This window comes from Nonomuraea sp. CX421 (assembly GCF_059358955.1).
In genome coordinates this window covers 1-15,933 of the sequence record NZ_JCADBK010000035.1, presented here as the reverse complement: position 1 = coordinate 15,933, position 15,933 = coordinate 1, and the positions used below count along the sequence as shown (strand labels likewise).

The 15,933-nt window shown below is 71.0% G+C and carries 18 protein-coding genes; 7 read left to right on the top strand and 11 right to left on the bottom strand.

Features of this window, described 5'->3' with window-relative positions:
• Nucleotides 1-24: 24 nt before the first annotated feature.
• A complete protein-coding gene (locus AC5L3X_RS36420; protein WP_494863150.1) occupies nt 25-1,965 on the bottom strand; it encodes a hypothetical protein in 1,941 nt (646 codons plus the stop codon).
• Nucleotides 1,966-2,132: 167 nt separating this feature from the next.
• Here AC5L3X_RS36420 and AC5L3X_RS36415 point away from each other — a divergent pair, with 167 nt between their 5' ends.
• From AC5L3X_RS36415 to AC5L3X_RS36405, 3 genes are read left to right on the top strand one after another with little or no spacing between them, the layout of a single operon-like run.
• The gene (locus AC5L3X_RS36415; RefSeq protein ID WP_494863149.1) at nt 2,133-2,795 is read left to right on the top strand and encodes a hypothetical protein; all 663 of its coding nucleotides are present in this window, start codon (nt 2,133-2,135) and stop codon (nt 2,793-2,795) included.
• A complete protein-coding gene (locus tag AC5L3X_RS36410) occupies nt 2,792-3,433 on the top strand; it encodes a hypothetical protein (RefSeq protein ID WP_494863148.1) in 642 nt (213 codons plus the stop codon). The genes AC5L3X_RS36415 and AC5L3X_RS36410 overlap by 4 nt, the downstream gene beginning before the upstream one ends.
• A 7-nt stretch (nt 3,434-3,440) precedes the next feature.
• Nucleotides 3,441-4,238 (top strand): hypothetical protein, encoded by a 798-nt coding sequence (locus AC5L3X_RS36405; protein ID WP_494863146.1) that lies wholly within the window; start codon nt 3,441-3,443, stop codon nt 4,236-4,238.
• Here AC5L3X_RS36405 and AC5L3X_RS36400 read toward each other — a convergent pair.
• Nucleotides 4,228-5,466, bottom strand: coding sequence for a hypothetical protein (locus AC5L3X_RS36400; RefSeq protein WP_494863144.1), 1,239 nt, complete (start codon nt 5,464-5,466; stop codon nt 4,228-4,230). The two genes, AC5L3X_RS36405 and AC5L3X_RS36400, sit on opposite strands and share 11 nt — an antisense overlap.
• Nucleotides 5,467-5,690: 224 nt before the next feature.
• Here AC5L3X_RS36400 and AC5L3X_RS36395 point away from each other — a divergent pair, with 224 nt between their 5' ends.
• Entirely contained in the window at nt 5,691-6,245 is a 555-nt protein-coding gene (locus tag AC5L3X_RS36395) for a helix-turn-helix domain-containing protein (protein WP_494863142.1), read from the top strand.
• Between the two features lie 57 nt (nt 6,246-6,302).
• Here AC5L3X_RS36395 and AC5L3X_RS36390 read toward each other — a convergent pair whose 3' ends face one another.
• From AC5L3X_RS36390 to AC5L3X_RS36350, 9 genes are all read right to left on the bottom strand, one after another.
• Entirely contained in the window at nt 6,303-6,605 is a 303-nt protein-coding gene (locus AC5L3X_RS36390; protein ID WP_189124395.1) for a DUF1416 domain-containing protein, read from the bottom strand.
• Nucleotides 6,605-7,444: a sulfurtransferase gene (locus tag AC5L3X_RS36385; protein ID WP_494863140.1), complete on the bottom strand. Its 840-nt coding sequence runs from the start codon at nt 7,442-7,444 to the stop codon at nt 6,605-6,607. The genes AC5L3X_RS36390 and AC5L3X_RS36385 overlap by 1 nt, the downstream gene beginning before the upstream one ends.
• Complete coding sequence (locus tag AC5L3X_RS36380) at nt 7,441-7,854, bottom strand: DUF4395 domain-containing protein (protein WP_189124397.1); 414 nt, start codon at nt 7,852-7,854, stop codon at nt 7,441-7,443. The genes AC5L3X_RS36385 and AC5L3X_RS36380 overlap by 4 nt, the downstream gene beginning before the upstream one ends.
• A gap of 60 nt (nt 7,855-7,914) precedes the next feature.
• Entirely contained in the window at nt 7,915-7,998 is an 84-nt protein-coding gene (locus AC5L3X_RS36375; RefSeq protein ID WP_350668905.1) for a putative leader peptide, read from the bottom strand.
• Between the two features lie 32 nt (nt 7,999-8,030).
• A complete protein-coding gene (locus AC5L3X_RS36370; protein WP_189124398.1) occupies nt 8,031-8,480 on the bottom strand; it encodes a thioredoxin family protein in 450 nt (149 codons plus the stop codon).
• 28 nt (nt 8,481-8,508) lie between these two features.
• Nucleotides 8,509-9,321 (bottom strand): anti-sigma factor family protein, encoded by an 813-nt coding sequence (locus AC5L3X_RS36365; protein WP_494863139.1) that lies wholly within the window; start codon nt 9,319-9,321, stop codon nt 8,509-8,511.
• Complete coding sequence (locus AC5L3X_RS36360; protein WP_494863137.1) at nt 9,318-9,830, bottom strand: sigma-70 family RNA polymerase sigma factor; 513 nt, start codon at nt 9,828-9,830, stop codon at nt 9,318-9,320. Before AC5L3X_RS36360 ends, AC5L3X_RS36365 begins: the two co-directional genes overlap by 4 nt.
• 37 nt (nt 9,831-9,867) lie before the next feature.
• The gene (locus tag AC5L3X_RS36355) at nt 9,868-10,533 is read right to left on the bottom strand and encodes an LmeA family phospholipid-binding protein (protein ID WP_494863136.1); all 666 of its coding nucleotides are present in this window, start codon (nt 10,531-10,533) and stop codon (nt 9,868-9,870) included.
• Nucleotides 10,534-10,603: 70 nt separating this feature from the next.
• Nucleotides 10,604-10,855, bottom strand: coding sequence for a MoaD/ThiS family protein (locus AC5L3X_RS36350; RefSeq protein WP_189124402.1), 252 nt, complete (start codon nt 10,853-10,855; stop codon nt 10,604-10,606).
• A 175-nt stretch (nt 10,856-11,030) separates the two neighbouring features.
• Here AC5L3X_RS36350 and AC5L3X_RS36345 point away from each other — a divergent pair, with 175 nt between their 5' ends.
• From AC5L3X_RS36345 to AC5L3X_RS36335, 3 genes are all read left to right on the top strand, one after another.
• Nucleotides 11,031-11,723 carry a response regulator transcription factor gene (locus AC5L3X_RS36345; RefSeq protein ID WP_189124403.1) on the top strand — a complete coding sequence of 231 codons (693 nt, stop codon included), beginning with the start codon at nt 11,031-11,033 and terminating at the stop codon, nt 11,721-11,723.
• Between the two features lie 113 nt (nt 11,724-11,836).
• Nucleotides 11,837-15,289 (top strand): tetratricopeptide repeat protein, encoded by a 3,453-nt coding sequence (locus AC5L3X_RS36340; RefSeq protein ID WP_494863133.1) that lies wholly within the window; start codon nt 11,837-11,839, stop codon nt 15,287-15,289.
• Nucleotides 15,290-15,371: 82 nt separating this feature from the next.
• Entirely contained in the window at nt 15,372-15,758 is a 387-nt protein-coding gene (locus AC5L3X_RS36335; RefSeq protein WP_494863131.1) for a hypothetical protein, read from the top strand.
• Nucleotides 15,759-15,933: the final 175 nt, after the last annotated feature.

Here is a 15,933-nt window from a genome sequence, read left to right as displayed (position 1 = left end):
GACGACACCTCGACATTGACCATGTCATTGCCTTTGCTTGCGCCAGTCCAGGCGCTCGGGTGGCGGTCCGAGGTTGGGAGGGGGGTCTCCGTCGCCTTCGGGGTCTTTGGGGCCGTCGACCGAGAGGACGGCTTCGCGTACGTCCTCCAGCTCGCCGAGCGTGGTCTTGGGGAAGGTGAGAATGGCCGGGTTGGCGTCGGCCAGGCGCACCCGCCGGCCCTTGGCGGTGGCGTCGGTGACGATGACGGACGTGGTGGGCAGCTGCTGGAGCTGGTGCGGCTCGACCAGGAACTCCCGGGAGCGCTGCAGCACCCGCTCCTTCTCGCCGATCTTGTCGGCGGTCTTGCCCCACTGGGTCGACTCGGTGATGTCCTCGGCGAGGTCGGTGCGGCTCTCGCCGTGCGCCTCCTCCCGGCCTTCGACCTGGGAGATCGTGGAGGTGTAGCCGCCGTTGAGCCCGGGGAGCGAGTCGCTGATCGTCTCGGTCAGCTGGGCCAGCTCCAGCCGGTGCTCGGTGCCGACGTGCTCGCTGGCGACCCGGGCGTCCTCGGCGTTGCCGAGGCGCATGAACGCCACCGCCGCGTGGCCGCGGCCGAGCCGCTCGCGGACGGCCGGGGTCAGCGACCGGTAGGTCAGGACGAGTCCGGTACGGGAGGTCTCGCAGGCGTCCATGAGCCGGTCGAGCACGTCGCCGCGGAGCTTGTCGGCGCCCGCGACGATGATCGTGTGATACCAGGGCCGGTCGGAGGCCGGCGACTGGCGCAGGATGTGGGTCAGCGCGGTGGCCACGTAGGTGCCGAGCACCCGGTTGCCGAACACGCCCGCCTGCCGGTCCATGCTCACCACCCGGAGCCTGGCGGGCGGCAGGCGCACCGCCTGGGTGCCGAGCGTCTCCAGCTTGCGCAGCTGCGACTCCAGCGCCCAGGCTCGTTCGATCACCACGCGGTCGCTCACCCCGCGCCCGAACAGGGTGCCGATGCGCTCCAGTTGCGTCGCGGTGATGAGCCCGTAGCGCAGGTCGTCGCGTGGGTCGCCGACCTGGGCCAGCGCCCGGAGCGCGGCGGTCACCTGGCTGATCGTGGCGTTCTCGCCGAGCACTTCGAGCACCCGCTCCAGGATGGCGTTGTCGAAGCTGAGGTCGCGGGTGGAGCGGTGCTCCTCGCTCACGCTCACCACGTGCGCCAGGACGTCGGCGAACGCCTCGGGCTTGAGCGTGGCGCCCAGGTCGAGGCGGGGCAGGTCGACCGGCAGCACCCAGACCAGCGGGTCGTCGCCGCCTCGGCGGGCCAGCTCGATGAGGTCCTTGGCGATCGCCCCCTCCGACAGGTCGAGCACGGTCAGGTGGCCGCCGCTGTAGAGGCGGGTCGCGCCGAGCAGGGTGATCAGCGCGGACCAGCCGGGCAGCGTGCCGCCGGCCACGTCGATGCGGTCGATCTCGTCGGGCACGGCCACGGCGTACCAGCTCAGCTGGCGGTCGTGGCGGTCCTTGACCTCCTGCCACTCGCGGTAGCGCTGGGCGTGCTCCTCCTGGGCGCGGAACAGCTCCTTGTCACGTTCCTGCCGCCTGCGGTCGTCTCGGACCTGTTGCTCGTAGACCCGGTAGCGGACCGCCCGGTCGCCCTGGAGCAGGGCGTAGCTGCAGATCGCAGCCACGCCTCCGGCCGCGACCAGGCCGAGCAGGGCGAAGGACCAGTTGAGGTAGCCGGCGGCGGCCACACCGACGATCAGCCCGGTCACCACGAGCATGAGCATCCGGAAGACCCGTACGGGCCGGTTGAGCATGTCCTCCTGGAGGCGCGCGCGGCGCATCCGGTCGGGGTCGGGTTCTTCGGGGACCGGCTCGTCCTCGGCGGGCGAGGGGCGCTTCGGCGGGGGGCCGGGGTCGGGATGCAGCAGGATGTACTGCCAGCCCAGGTAGATGCGGTCCGCCTGGAGCTGCGCATGCTCGGGATGCACGTCCACCACGTGACCCTCCGGCCGCGATATGTCGTTAGTAGTAGGGGCTTGTCCCTCCGCTCCGTGACAGCGTATGAGCTAGAACCCCTGCAGCGGCAGGGTTCTCGGCAATTCAGCCAGCCTGTTGGAAGGATTGCGACGGATGGGGCAACCGTGACCTATTACCATCCTTGTCCATGACGGAACCCTCCGGCGGCCACAGCAGGCCCAGACGGCCGGTGGTGGTGCCCGCGCTGGCCCTCGTGGCCGTCACGGTCATCGGGGTCACCGCTCTGCTGGGCGGTCTCGAGGACGCCCCCAAGGCCCCGCCTCAGCTCACCTCGGGCGCGGTGCTCGACCAGGGCCGCTACTCGACCCGTTTCGTCGAGTCGCGGGTGCGGGTGGAGCCGGCCGAGTCGACGTTCGCGGAGGACAAGAGGTTTCTGGAGCTGGTCTTCGACGTCACCAACCTCGGCGACGAGACGACCCCGGTCGGCCTGCCGCCCAGCGAACCGGAGGGTGCCGCCACGAGCTCGTTCTTCGCCGGCTCGCTCGTCAAGATCGCTCCCGCCTTCCCCGAGGACGCCGGACCGTTCGTGTTCGCCCTGAGCAAGGACCAGGACGAGACCCGCCAGCTGCATCCCGGGGTCACCACCAAGGTCATCGTCCGGTACGAGCTCAAGGACACCGAGCGACCGCCCGAAAAGGTGACCCTCGACGTGGCGGCGTTCGAGTACGAGGCGGGCTTCCAGGATCCCACGGAGAAGTGGTCGATGATCTCCCAGGAGGTCGGCGACAGGCTCGTCCCCGAGATCAGGGCCCGGGTGACGATGCCCGTCCGGGAAGGCGCGGGCGCATGACCGCCACCGAGCAGCGGCCACCCGCGGCACCCGCCCGGCGGAGCAGGAGGCCGGGGCGCGGGAGTGGCGGGTCGCGGCTGCTCAACGGCGCGATCGGCCTGCTGCTCGTGGCGGGCGCGATCGGCCTGCAGGGGCTGCACCTGTCGGAGGACGACTACACGGCCCCGCTGACGTACACCGGAGACAAGGGCAAGAACGTCGACGCCGGTCGTTTCACCGTCCGGCTCAACTCGTTCGCCGTGGCCAAGGCCATCCGGAGCAGCTCCAAGACCGTCACGACCGACAACCTGTTCCTCATCGTCAACGCCTCGGCGAAGTCCAGCCTCAAGCCCTACCACCTGGGCCAGCCCGTGCTGCTGACCGGCGACGAGCGCAGGTTCGCCGCCACGGACCGGGTGGACCCCGGCTCGACGCTGGCCGCCGCCTGGGTGCAGCCGGACATCTGGGTCACCGGCGCGTTCTTCTTCGAGGTGCCGGCCTCGGTGCTCCCAGGCGCCCGGATCGTGTTCGGCCTGCCTCCGTCCGCGCTGGTCGAGCCGTACCAGCCCGAGGTCGAGGTCGATCTCGGCCTGGACGATGAGGGCGCGCGCAAGCTCGCCGCCCAGCCTCAGGACGTCTACCCGATCGTCAAGAAGTGAGCGGGACATGAGCGCGAACGACGGCGACTGGTTCTCGCCCAGGAAAGACCGGCGGCGCGACGGCGCCTGGCCCCCACTCACCCCGCCCCCTTCCCGTTCCCACGCTCCCCGCCCCGACCAGCAGGTCTGGCCGCCCCTGGCGCGGGAGACGCCCGGCGGCTCCACCCAGCCGCTTCCGAAGGTGCGGGACACCGCGCCTCCCCCGCCTGTCTCCCCCGAGCCGCCCGCGCCGCCCCCCGCGCGCCGCCGGGGCCGGACGCTCCTGGTCGCCGCGGCGGCGGTGCTGCTCGCGGGCGCCGCCGTCGCCGTCCGCACGTACGACGGCTACCTCTTCTACGAGAAGGTCGCCACCGACGAGACCCGGCTGATCTCCGTCGCCCCGGGGCAGGCCGGGACGGCGCACGGCATCGAGTGGCAGGCCACGGTGGCGCCCACGCAACCGCCGGCCGACAACAGGCACGGCGCCGACGTCGCCTGGCTGAAGATCGACATCAGGGAGAAGGTCGTCGACCAGGACAGCGCGACCATGACCGCGGAGCCCGGCGAAATCCAGCTCGAGGACCGCGCCGGACGCGCCTGGACCGTGGAGCTGCTGGACGCGGACCGGCCGACGGATCGGCTGGACGTGGGCAAGGAGTACGTGCTGGAAGGGGTGGCCATCGTGCCCGCGCGGCTCGCGGACGAGGTCGAGCTCTCCTTCAGGCCGAGCACCTACCGCTCGGACACGCCGACCGAGGACCTCTTCAAGCGCGACACCGTGGCGGCGCTGGAGCCGAACACCGAGGTGCTGAGGTTCAGACGGTGAACGACTGGCCGCGCAGCCTGGCCCGGGTGGCCGCGAGGTCGAACGTGGCCGCGAGCAGGGCCATGGTGATCACGGTGACCAGCAGATCGCGGACGAAGTCGATCGGCGGGCCGAGATGGAACCAGGCCCAGTCGACCTGCGAGCCGATGAGCGTCCGGACCGCCCGATCGGCGTACCGCGCGCCCACCGCGATGGCCACGTAACACAGGCACATCATGCCGAACAGGGGCGCGCCACCCCTGACGATCAGCCGGAAGGCGTTGGCCAGCGGCACCCAGCGGTCCCGGAAACCGCCGGTCACCCGGTCGATCGACTTCTGGGTCAGGTCGTGGCTCTGCTCCAGGCGATCCACCCCACGCTCGAACCGGGTGCCCTTGACCAGGGTGCGGGTGTCGTCGGCGAAGGCGCCGAAGACCAGCAGCGCCACGGTGAGCCAGGCCAGCGGGATCACCACGGCGTCGACGAACAGCGGCCAGATCTCGCCCATGGCGCCACCGACGTCCTTCCAGCCGGGGACGGTCTCCTTGGCCTGCGCCAGGACCTCTTCCGTGCCGGTCACGACGGCGCGGCTCTCCATCCACTCCGAACGGGCGTCGGCGATGGCGACCGTGGCGTTCAGCCCGTAGAAGACGAAGGCGAACTCGGAGAAGGCCGCCGCGAAGCCGTGGAACCCGCTCCTGCCCTTCTCCACCAGCTTCGCGAACAGCGTCTTCAACCCGAAGGCGACGACCATCGCGCCCAGGGACACCCGCCAGTCGAGATCGATCAAACTGCCGCCGACCTGCGTCTCCTCACCGAACCAGGCGGCGTCGGTCAGGTCGTGGAAGTGGTGGAGCAGGTCCATCTGCTGGAAATCGCGGGCGTCCTCCACGTGGAAGCCCCAGGCCAGGTAGAGCGCGGCGAAGGCGGGGGCGACCCGGTCCAGGGCCCGGAAGAAGCGCTCGTCGGGCACGCCGTCGGCGGCACGGGCGCGCATCTCCCACAGCGCGCCGCGCAGGCTGTGCAGCATGCCGGTGACGACCGTCATCGCCGCCAGGACGACGAGCGTGAGGAGCGTCATCGTGGCCACGAGGCGGACCTGGCGGAAGTCTCCGTACGCGACCTCCGTCGCGCCGTACAGCAGCACGAAGCGCACCAGCTGGCCGGCGGAGAACCACAGGATCAGCGGCAACGCGCATTTCCCCAGCAGGCGCAGGGTGTGCGCGGGCAGCGAGAACGGCGAAGGCATCCTCTGAGCCGAGTAGGGCGCCGGTCGGGGCGGTGCCGCCACTCCTGACGAACCTGACATTTGCCGAATCGTAGCGGTCTGCCTGTTCTGTCGCAGCCCGGACCGGCAACCCGCGGCCACCACGAACGGCGGCAGGCGGAGCCCCGACGAGGGTCAGGAATCCCTACCGTCACATCTCCGGGACCTCCGGCGCATCGGCGCGAACCCTGCGGGACCATGGCGGCATGGAACCTCTGTCCGCGCTCGACCCCGACCCTCGCCTGGTCGGGGAGCGGCTGCGGCGGCTGCGCCACGCGCGGGGGGTGTCGCTGTCGGAGCTCGCCAGGCGGGCGGGCATCGGCGAGGCGATGCTGTCCGGCGTCGAGACCGGCACCCGCGACATCACGCTGGAGGCGCTCTGGGCGGTCACCGCCCAGCTCGGCGTGCCCATCGGCGCGATCCTGGACACGCCGCCCGAGCCGAGGCTGGTGCGCGGCGCCGTGATCGAGGCGGCGCTGCTGGAGGTGTTCGAGGAGGAGGGGGCGACCTTCGAGCTCTATCGGCTCCGGGTGCCGCCCGGCACCACCCAGACGTCGCGGGCGCACCGCGAGGGGGTGAGCGAGCACCTCACGGTCTTCAGCGGCACGCTGATCGCCGGGCCGCTGGAGGCGCCGCTCACGGCCGGGCCGGGGCACCACATCGCGTGGCGGTCGGACGTGCCCCACGGCTATCGGGCGATCGGCCTCGAAGAGGTGCGGGCCACGCTGCTGATGCGCCACCCGGCGCGGCAAGGCCGGTAGCGGACACGGAAGAGGCCCGCGCCGTTGCCGGCGCGGGCCCTCTCGGACGAGCAGTGGTCAGACGGCCACCGCCAGCTGGGACACCTCGCCCAGCTTGGCCTCGACCTGGACGTCCCTGGTGAACCCGCCGCCCGCGATGATGCGGACGGTCCAGTCACCGGGCGCGGCGAAGAAGCGGAAGACGCCCTCGTCGGACACCACGACCTCACCGGTGAACTCACCGGACCGGTCGAGCAGCCGCGCGTAGGCGGTGCCGGCGCCCGTGACCACACCCTGGATCACGGCCTGACCGGCCAGGTCGATGCCGGTCGGCAGCGCGACCGTCTGTTCGGGTGCTCCGCACCCTGGCGCGGTGGTCATCAGCGGGCCTCCCCCAACTCGACGGGCACGCCCACGAGCGAGCCGTACTCGGTCCACGAACCGTCATAGTTCTTCACGTTGGCCTGGCCGAGCAGCTCGTGCAGGACGAACCAGGTGTGCGCGGAACGCTCACCGATGCGGCAGTAGGCGATGGTGTCCTTGCCGAAGTCGACACCGGCCTCGCCGTAGAGGGCGCTCAGGTCCTCGTCGCTCTTGAAGGTGCCGTCGTCGTTGGCCGCCTTGGACCATGGGATGTTGCGGGCCGTGGGCACGTGGCCACCGCGCTGGGCGGCCTCCTGCGGCAGGTGGGCCGGGGCGAGCAGCTTGCCGGTGAACTCGTCGGGCGAGCGCACGTCGACCAGGTTGAGCTTGCCGATCGAGGCGAGCACGTCGTCGCGGAAGGCGCGGATGGAGGTGTCCTGGTCCTGGGCGGTGTATTGGGTCTTGGCCCGCTCGGGGACCTCCTTGACCAGCTCGCGCGAGTCGAGCTCCCACTTCTTGCGCCCACCGTCGAGCAGCTTGACGTCGCCGTGGCCGTACAGCTTGAAGTACCAGTAGGCGTAGGCGGCGAACCAGTTGTTGTTGCCGCCGTAGAGCACCACGGTGTCGTCGTTGGAGATGCCACGCTCGGAGAGCAGCGTCTCGAAACCGGTCTTGTCCACGAAGTCGCGGCGGACAGGATCCTGCAGGTCCTGCTTCCAGTCGATCTTCACGGCGCCACGGATGTGCCCCTTGTCATAGGCACTGGTGTCCTCGTCGACCTCGACGAGAACGACGTTGGGCGTGTCGAGGTTGGCCTCGACCCAGTCAGCGTCCACCAGGGCGGCGGAACGGCTCATTTCGAAACCTCCATTTTGGCGGCGGGCAGTAGACGTCGAACAAGCAGATACATCTCGCAGCCAAGGCAGAATCCGAAGGCTGCGTTGAGGAAGGCGGCGAGGAGAGCCGCCGCCGTCGCCACGAGGGCGAGCGGGGTGATCTCGGCGAGGAATCCGACCAGGCCCACGACCGCGAAGACGAGCCCTACGACCTGCGCGAAACGCGGCGGCCGGGCGTCCTCGGTCTCCTCCGGGGCGCTCTTGACCAGCGCCTTGAAGAGCATCCCGTACGGCTGACGCCCGAGGGCTCCGCACGCGAACACCACTGCCTGGGCGGCCAGCAGCCAGGCGCTCCCCGTCACCAGGACGAGGGCGAGGACCAGTGCGGTGATGGCCGCGCCGAAGCGCAACGCTCTAGGATCGGCACGCATCGTGGGATGCTCCTGAAGGGTCGGATGTGGGGCGGATCGGAAATCCGCGCGAGACCGTCCTCAGGCAGCACGACAGAGCGCGGTGGCCACGCGGCAGAAATCAACCGCGCGCCGCTTCGTCAGCAGCTCTGTCGATGGGTTCATGGGCCCGACACTACTAGGCGTCTCGACATCTGTCACTTCTCGTCCGATTCGTGAGACGGAGCATGAGAAGCCGGGTCAGGCACCGCTCCGGCGAGCGCGGCGAGGACGTCCTGCTTGCGCGGCTGTCCCGACGCCCTCTTCACGATGTTTCCGTCGCCGTCCAGGACGAGGACCGTGGGCGTGCGCATGATGTCGAGCTCACGGACGAGATCCAGCCGCGACTCCGCGTCGATCTCGACATGCGTCACCCCGGGCACCACGGCGCTGACGTCGGCCAGGATCCGCCGCGTCGCCCGGCACGGCTGGCAGAACGCCGTGGAGAACTGGAGCAGCGTCGCCCGCTCCCCCAGCGGCGCCCCGAGAGACGCCTCGGTCAGCCGGTCGCCGGGCCGGTCGCGCACGCGTCCGTCACGGAGCATCCTCACCACCCCGATCGCCAGGCCGAGCGCCAGCGTCGCCAGAACCACCCACACACCAGTCATCGGAGGGTGCAACCACGGGCGGCCCGGATTACTTCCGCGCGGGCGCCTTGACCCGCACCAGCACCTTGTCCGACGGGTCGAGCAGGTCGAACCTGGCGATGTCGGTCATCGGAATGCGGGTGTGGCGCGGGAAGACGGTCTTGTTCCGGTAGGTGTCGCGGTCGACCGTCCAGGCGTCGGTGTAGTCGCGCTCGCCGTTCCGGCCGATGACGAGCAGCCGGCACGTCGTGCCTTCGGGCACCCCGGTGACCCGCACCGCGAGCTGGGTGCCACTCTCACCGGGGAACGCGGTCACGTGGGCGTAGTAGCCCCTGGCCTCGTTCGCGCCGGGGAACTCGCGGCCGCCGGCGTCCTCGGGCGGAGCCGACTTGAGCAGGGTGCTGGGGGTCGGCTCGGCGAGGATTCTGGTCTCGGCCTGGACGGCCGTGTCGGAGGCGTCCGCTGAGCCGGTCGGGTCGGCCGACGTCTCGGAAACGGACCTCTCGGGCGCGGCGACGGTGGTGCCCACCTCCGTGCGCTGCGCGGAGACCGTCCAGACGGTGCCGCCGACGGCCAGCACCGCCACCGAGGCGGCGGCGGCCAGCAGCACGCGGCCCCTGCGGTGGCGCTTGGCCCGCGCGTTCAGCAGCCGGTCGAGGACCTGCCGAGGGGGGCTGGCCACCAGCTCCACGTCACGCTCGGAGACCTTGCCGAGGAACGCCGAGACCCCTTCGAGGTCGAGCAGCTCCGCGCCGCACTCCTCGCAGGTCGCCAGGTGCAGATCGACCTGCAGCGCCTCCTCCTGGTCCAGCGCGCCCAACGCGTGGGCGCCGAGCGAGAGTCGCACCTCCTCGCACGTCACGGCGCCAGCCCCCGCTCCTCCAGGGCGAGCTTGAGCGCCCGCAAGGCGTAGTAGGTGCGTGACTTGACCGTGCCCGGCGGGATGCCCAGCGTCGCCGACGCCTCCTTCACCGATCTCCCCCGGTAGTAGACCTCCAGCAGCACGTCGCGGTGCTCGGGCCGCAGCACGGCCAGCGCCTCGGCCACGGCCCACGACTCGACCGCCCGCTCCAGCTCGTCGTCGGCGGGAACGACCGCCAGCGCCTCGTCTCCCGTCTCCTGGGGCCGCGACTTGCGGGCGCGGTGCTGGTCGACGACGAGGTTGCGGGCGACGGTGAACAGCCAGGCGCGGATCGGCCGCCCGGTGAGCGCGTCGGGATGCCGCCACGCCCGCAGCAGCGTCTCCTGCACCACATCCTCCGCACGTCCGGAATCACCGGTAAGTCGCAGTACGTACCCGTAGAGTGGCCCGGCGTGATCGTCGAAAAGGGTCCGCACGAGCTCTTCGTCGGCGGTGCCAGCTGGACTCACGCCCTCTTCACGTACGGCGGGGCCGACCGGTTCAGCCTCATCCACGAAGCGGCACGTCTGTCGCTTCGGCCGAGAACTCCAATCCGTCGGCCACGCTCTTCACCCCGGTCACCTTGACGTCGAAGGGCAGCTTGCCCTGGAAGGGGATCGTGTAGCTGACGAACTTGGCCAGCGCGTCGGGCACGCCCTGGATCTTCTCCGCCTGCAGCCGGATGCCGCCGTCGGCCACGTCGACCCGCATCTCCGCGTCGAACTTCACCTGGTTCACGCCAACCCTCACCTCGCCGGACGCGACGAGCCGCCGGCCGTTCCCCGAGATCTTGACGCCGCGCGGCGCGTACTTGTCGATCGTCTCCCTGGTCAGGGTGCCGGTGACGGTCAGCCGCTCGGCCCTGATGTCGGCGGTGTTCTGGATGACATCGGCCAGGGGAGCGGTCACGTCGTAGGCGGCACCTCGCAGGTTCTTCACCGGCACGCCGCCGTAGGTGAGCGTGCCGAGATCGAACCGTACCTCGGGATAGCGGCCGGAGATGGCCTGTGTGAGAAATGGGATGCCCTCGATCGTCACCGTCGGGGTGCCGCTGAGGTCGGCGGCGGCGGCGATCCGGTTGGACAGGTCTCGCTCCACGCCGGCGACGGCCACCCGGTCGAGGACGACGACGATCAGGGCCAGCACGATCAGGAACACAGCCAGTTTGCGCATCGGGCTCCCTGTCTCAAGCGGGGGTCATGAGCTTATCGATGCATGGCATCTGCCCCACCAGCCCGCTTGATCACCCACCGGCGAAGGGCGGCAGCACCTCGACCGTCGCGCCGTCGTGGAGTCGCACCTCGTCGTGGGCGCGTCTGCCCACCGGGGAGCCGTCGACCAGGAACGAGGATCGGCTCATGACCCGGGCCAGATCGCTGCGATCCTGTGTGATTTTCGTCATGAGTTCGCCCAGTGTCGCCGCCTCGAACGGCTCCTCGGCCAACCCCGCGGCCTCCTTCGCCGCAGCCCAATACCTAACTTTTCCCCTAGCCATGGGAACCTCACAATCGAGTCCGCTTCATTGTGCGACATCGTGAACGTCAGTGTTTCAGGAGAATCGCTGTTCACCAGGTGGACCCGTAATGGACGCATTCTTCTCGTGGGATATCCTCGCCTACGGGACCTGGGCGACGTAGCCCCCGGGTCCCGTCGTGTTTGAGGAGGCCGTAATGAGCAACCTGCTCCTGCTGACCAACGCCCTCGAGCCGTCCGCCGAGGTGTTGCCGGCGTTGGGCCTGCTGCTCCATTCGGTCCGCGTCGCGCCCGCGGAGGCCTCGGCGCTCATCGACGCGCCACCGGCCGACGCCGTGCTCGTCGACGCCCGCAAGGAGCTCGTACAGGCCAAGAGCCTGTGCCGGCTGATCCGCACGACCGGCATCGACTGCCCCCTGCTGGTGATCGTGACCGAGGGCGGCCTGGCCGCGATGACCGCCGAATGGGGCGCCGACGACGTTCTCCTCGAAACCGCCGGGCCGGCCGAGGTCGAGGCGCGGCTGCGCATGGCGACCGGCCGCATCTCGCAGGCCGGCGGCGAGGACGTGCCCGACGAGATCCGCAGCGGCGACCTGTCGATCGACGAGGCCACCTACACGGCCCGGCTGCGCGGCCGGGTGCTCGACCTGACGTTCAAGGAGTTCGAGCTGCTGAAGTATCTCGCCCAGCACCCGGGGCGCGTGTTCACCCGCGCCCAGCTGCTGCAGGAGGTCTGGGGCTACGACTACTTCGGCGGCACCCGCACGGTCGACGTGCACGTGCGGCGGTTGCGCGCCAAGCTCGGCACCGAGTACGAGTCGCTCATCGGCACCGTCCGCAATGTCGGCTACCGCTTCGTCCCCGATCGCGCGGACCCCGCTCACGTGTAGCCCGTTGACAGGGTGCCGAGTCCAGGGTGCACTGATGTGACGTGATCGGCGCTTCGCCGCCCCTGACCGTCATGCTGTGGACACCGCCGTCCCCCCGGATTGGTGGTGTTTCCGTGAGCTTGTTCAGAGCGCTGGTCGACGAATCCGCCCGGCCCCGCGTGTATCGACGTAATGACTGCATTTGTTCACCGTTACGGTCGGCCAACCGCGTTTACCTGATCGACCACGGCTATGCCCGCGAATACACACCGCCGGGCGAACGCGAGACCATTCACGATTTGCGCGCCGGCGGCGATCTCGTGGGCGAGCTTGCCTTCTGGAGCGCGGGCGAGCGGGTGCGGGTCGACGCGCTGACCGAGGTGCGGGCGTGGCCGATCGACATCCGGGCGCTGCGCGAGCACGCCTCGTCCAACCCGGCGGTGGCCACCGCACTCGTACAGGACCTGTTCGCCCGCAACCTGGCGGCCCGCCGGCACGAGGCGCTCGCGCGGGCGCCCGTGGCGGCCCGGCTGGCCGTGTGGCTGCTGCACCTGGACGGACGCTACGGGCTGGCCTCGGACGCGGCGCCGCCGTTGTCCGTGGAGACCCTGGCCGACCTGGTCGGCAGCGCGCCCGACGTGGTGCAGCGGCAGGTCGCCCAGTGGGTACGGCGAGGCTGGCTGGAACGCCCCGGTTACCGGCGGGTTCGGATCGTGGACGCCGCCGCCCTGCGCACCGTCGCGGGCGGCTGGGAGCACCTCTCCGCCCCGTGGGAGGGCCAGGTCACGCCGTTCCTGACCCGGCCGGGCGCGCAGGCCGAGCCGTTGCCCGTGGGCGAGGTGCCGAGGCCCGCCCAGTTGCCCGCCGCCGTGCCCGACTTCACTGGGCGGCAGCTCAGCCTCGACCTGCTCACCTCCTGGCTGGAGCGGCCCAACCGGACCAACACGATGGTCGTCCAGGGGTTGCCGGGAGTGGGCAAGACCACGCTGGCGACGTACTGGGGACACCTGCACGAGGAGCGGTTCCCCGACGGGCAGATCGTGATCGACCTGCGCGGCCAGTCGCCCAGCCAGCCGCCGATGACCCCGGCCGAGGCGCTCGGGCAGATCCTGCGCTCGCTCGGCGTCCGTGAGCACATGCCCGCCTCCGACGAGGCCGAGCTGATGCTGCTCTACCGCAGCAGGCTGGCCGGGCGGCGGCTGCTGCTCATCCTGGACAACGCCGCCGATCCGGCCCAGGTACGGGCGTTGCTGCCGGGCAGCAAGGACTGCGTGGTGCTGGTGACGAGCCGGACCAGGATGGCGCCGCTGCGGGCCACCGGGCACGCCGACCTGATGGACCTGCCGGTGCTGGACCCGGGCAACGCCGTCGCGCTGCTGGTGTCCGTGCTCGGCGCCGACTCGCCCCGGGCCGCCGATCGCGACGCGCTGGCCGAGCTGGCCCGGGTCTGCTCCTACCATCCGTTCGCGTTGCGGATCTCGGCCGCCAAGCTGAGCGAGAACCCCGAGCTCAGCGTCGCCTCCCGGGTGCGGGAGCTGCGCCGGCCCGATCGGCGCCCGCCGTTCTCCGGCGATCCCGAGGAGGCCTTCCGGTCCGCCCTCGACCTGGCCTACGAGTCGCTCAGCCCGCCGCAGCGGCGGGCCTTCCGGCATGTCGGCCTGCTGCCCGGCCGCGACTTCACGCCCGAGGTGCTGGCCGCCGCGCTCGGCTGCTCGGTGAGCGAGGCCGTGATCGCCGTGGAGGGGCTGCACCGGGCGTACCTGGTCGAGCCGATCGCCGGGCCGCGCTACCGCGTGCACGACCTGGTGAAGGGGCTGGCCAGGGAGCTGGGCCGGCACGCCGAGGCCGGGGTGCGGGAGGCCAGGGTGCGGCTGCTCGACCACTATCTGGCCGTGGCCACGGATCCGGCCACGGCGCGCGAGTGGTTCGAGGCCGAGCGGCGCTCGCTGGTCTCGGCGGTCCGGCTCGCGGAGGAGACCGACGCGCACGGCATCGCCTGGCAGCTCGCGGCGGCCGTGTTCGAGCCGTTCAAACGGCTGCGCTACTACGAGAACAACCTGGAGATCCAGCAGGCCGGGCTGACCTCGGCCGCGCGGATCGGCAACCGCCGGGCGATCGCCAGGATGCGCAGCCATCTCGGCTCCATCCACCACGACATCGGCCCGTCCACGCAGGCCGCCCGCTACATCGGCGAGGCGCTGGCGGACTTCACCGAGCTGGACGACCGGGAGGGGCGCGCCCGCGCGCTCAACGAGCTGGCCGAGGTGCACGGCATCGCGGGCCACAACGACGACGCGCTGAAGTGCGCGGGCGAGGCCCTGGAGCTGTACCACGAGATTGGCGACCTGACCGGGGTCGCCGACTGCCTGCACACCCTGTCGTGCCTGCACCTGTCGCAGGAACGCCACGAACTCGCCCTGCACCACGCCGGTCAGGCCCTGGACGTACGCGAGCGGCTGGGCGACCGCAGGGGCACCGCGCAGAGCCTGATCATCCTGGCCAGGGTGCGCCACCACCTCGGCGCGCCGAAAGCCGCCCTGGCCGAGGGCCTGGAGGCGCTGTCGATCTGCCACGAGCTCGGCGACGAGCATGCCGAGGCCGAGACCCTCCTGTGCCTGGCCGAGATCTACGACACGCTCCGGCTGCCGTACGACGCGCAACGCGACGCCGAACGAGCCCTCGCCGGCTACACGGCGACCGGCGACCAGCACGGATGCGGCCGGGCCCTGTGCACGCTGGGCCGGATCGCGCGCAACGGCTCCCGCTACGACGAGGCGCTCGACCACTACGAGCTGGCGCTGGACGTGCAGCGGGAGCTCCATCACGAGCAGGGCAAGGCCGAGACCCTCGGCGACATCGGGCTGGTGCACTGGCGGCTGGCCGACTACCTGCGCGCCGACGACTACCTGAACCAGGCTCTGGCCATCAGCCGGGTGATCCAGGACCCGCCCGTCGAGGCGCGGATGCTCAACCGGCTGGCGCGGGTCCGGCGCCGCCAGGGTGACCCGCAGGTGGCCTTCGTGTACGCGCTGGAGGCGCTCGACATCGTCCAGGGCATGGGCAACCGCCGGGCCGAGGCCGACGTGCAGGAGACGCTGGCCTACACGTACCTGTCGCTCGACCGGCACAAGGACGCGCTGCGCGCGGCCAGGGCGTCGCTCGCGATCAGGAAGGAGATGCGCGACAACGAGGCGAGCGCGCTGCTCTCGATCGCGCAGGCCCTGCACACGGCGGGCCGGCCGGAGGAGGCGCTGGAGTACGCCAGGACGACGGCCGCGCTGCAGCACAAGACGGGCACCCGTGACCGCTGGGCCGCCGCCCTCACCACGCTGGCCATGATCCTGCTCGACCTGCGGCGGCCGGAGGAGGCGCTGACCCATGCCACCCAGGCCAGGGACGTGCACCTGGCCTGCGGCACGCGGCGGGACCAGGGCTGCGCCCTGCGCGCCCTGGGCCTGATCGCCCGCCGCCTCGGCGACTTCGCGCAGGCCAGGCAGCACCTGACCGAGGCGGTGCGGATCCTGGAGGAGGTGGGCGACCTCGCCGAGCTGAAGCGGGCGGCCACCGAACTCCGCGAAATGTCGTAGATTTCGCGACCCGAGGTCGCAGATTCCCTCCCGGCTCCTCCCGTTAGCTGGTGTCCCAGCTACTCCGTCGGAGGTGATCCGGATGCTCCCCAAGAGCCAACTGACCAAGAACCAACTGCGCCGAGACCTGCGCTGGCTGAAGCGCCAGGCCCGTAAGGACCGGCGGATCACGCTCTCCGTGCTCGCCGGACTGCTGGCCCTGTGGGGCCGGCAGCTCTCCCCCGCCGACGCCATGCCCTCCTCGCCGCCGCTGCTGGCCCTCTCGCTCGGGCTGGCGGTGGCCTCGGCCGTCGCCTGGCTGGTGTCGGCGTACTTCCTGGCCAGGACGGTCCGGCCGCGGCGGGACTCGGTGGAGGCGCTCCGCTGGGTGTCCCGCGTCTCACGGGCCAAGGAATGGGCGTTCTGCTCGCTGTGCGCGTTCGTGGCGTGGCACCTGCTGCAGTTCGTCACCGCCTTGTTCCTGGGGTGACGGGATCGCGCGTCCTCCGGCCGCCGAGGGGCAGGCCGGGGGACGTCGCGCGGCGCGAGGCCCGGTCCCCGAAGCGGGGACCGGGCCTCGCCGGGCGGGATGCTCCTATGGATGTCAAGCGACGTGTTCTTGATCGTTTGATGTGATGAGTCGATAGAGCTCGCGGGCTACGTAG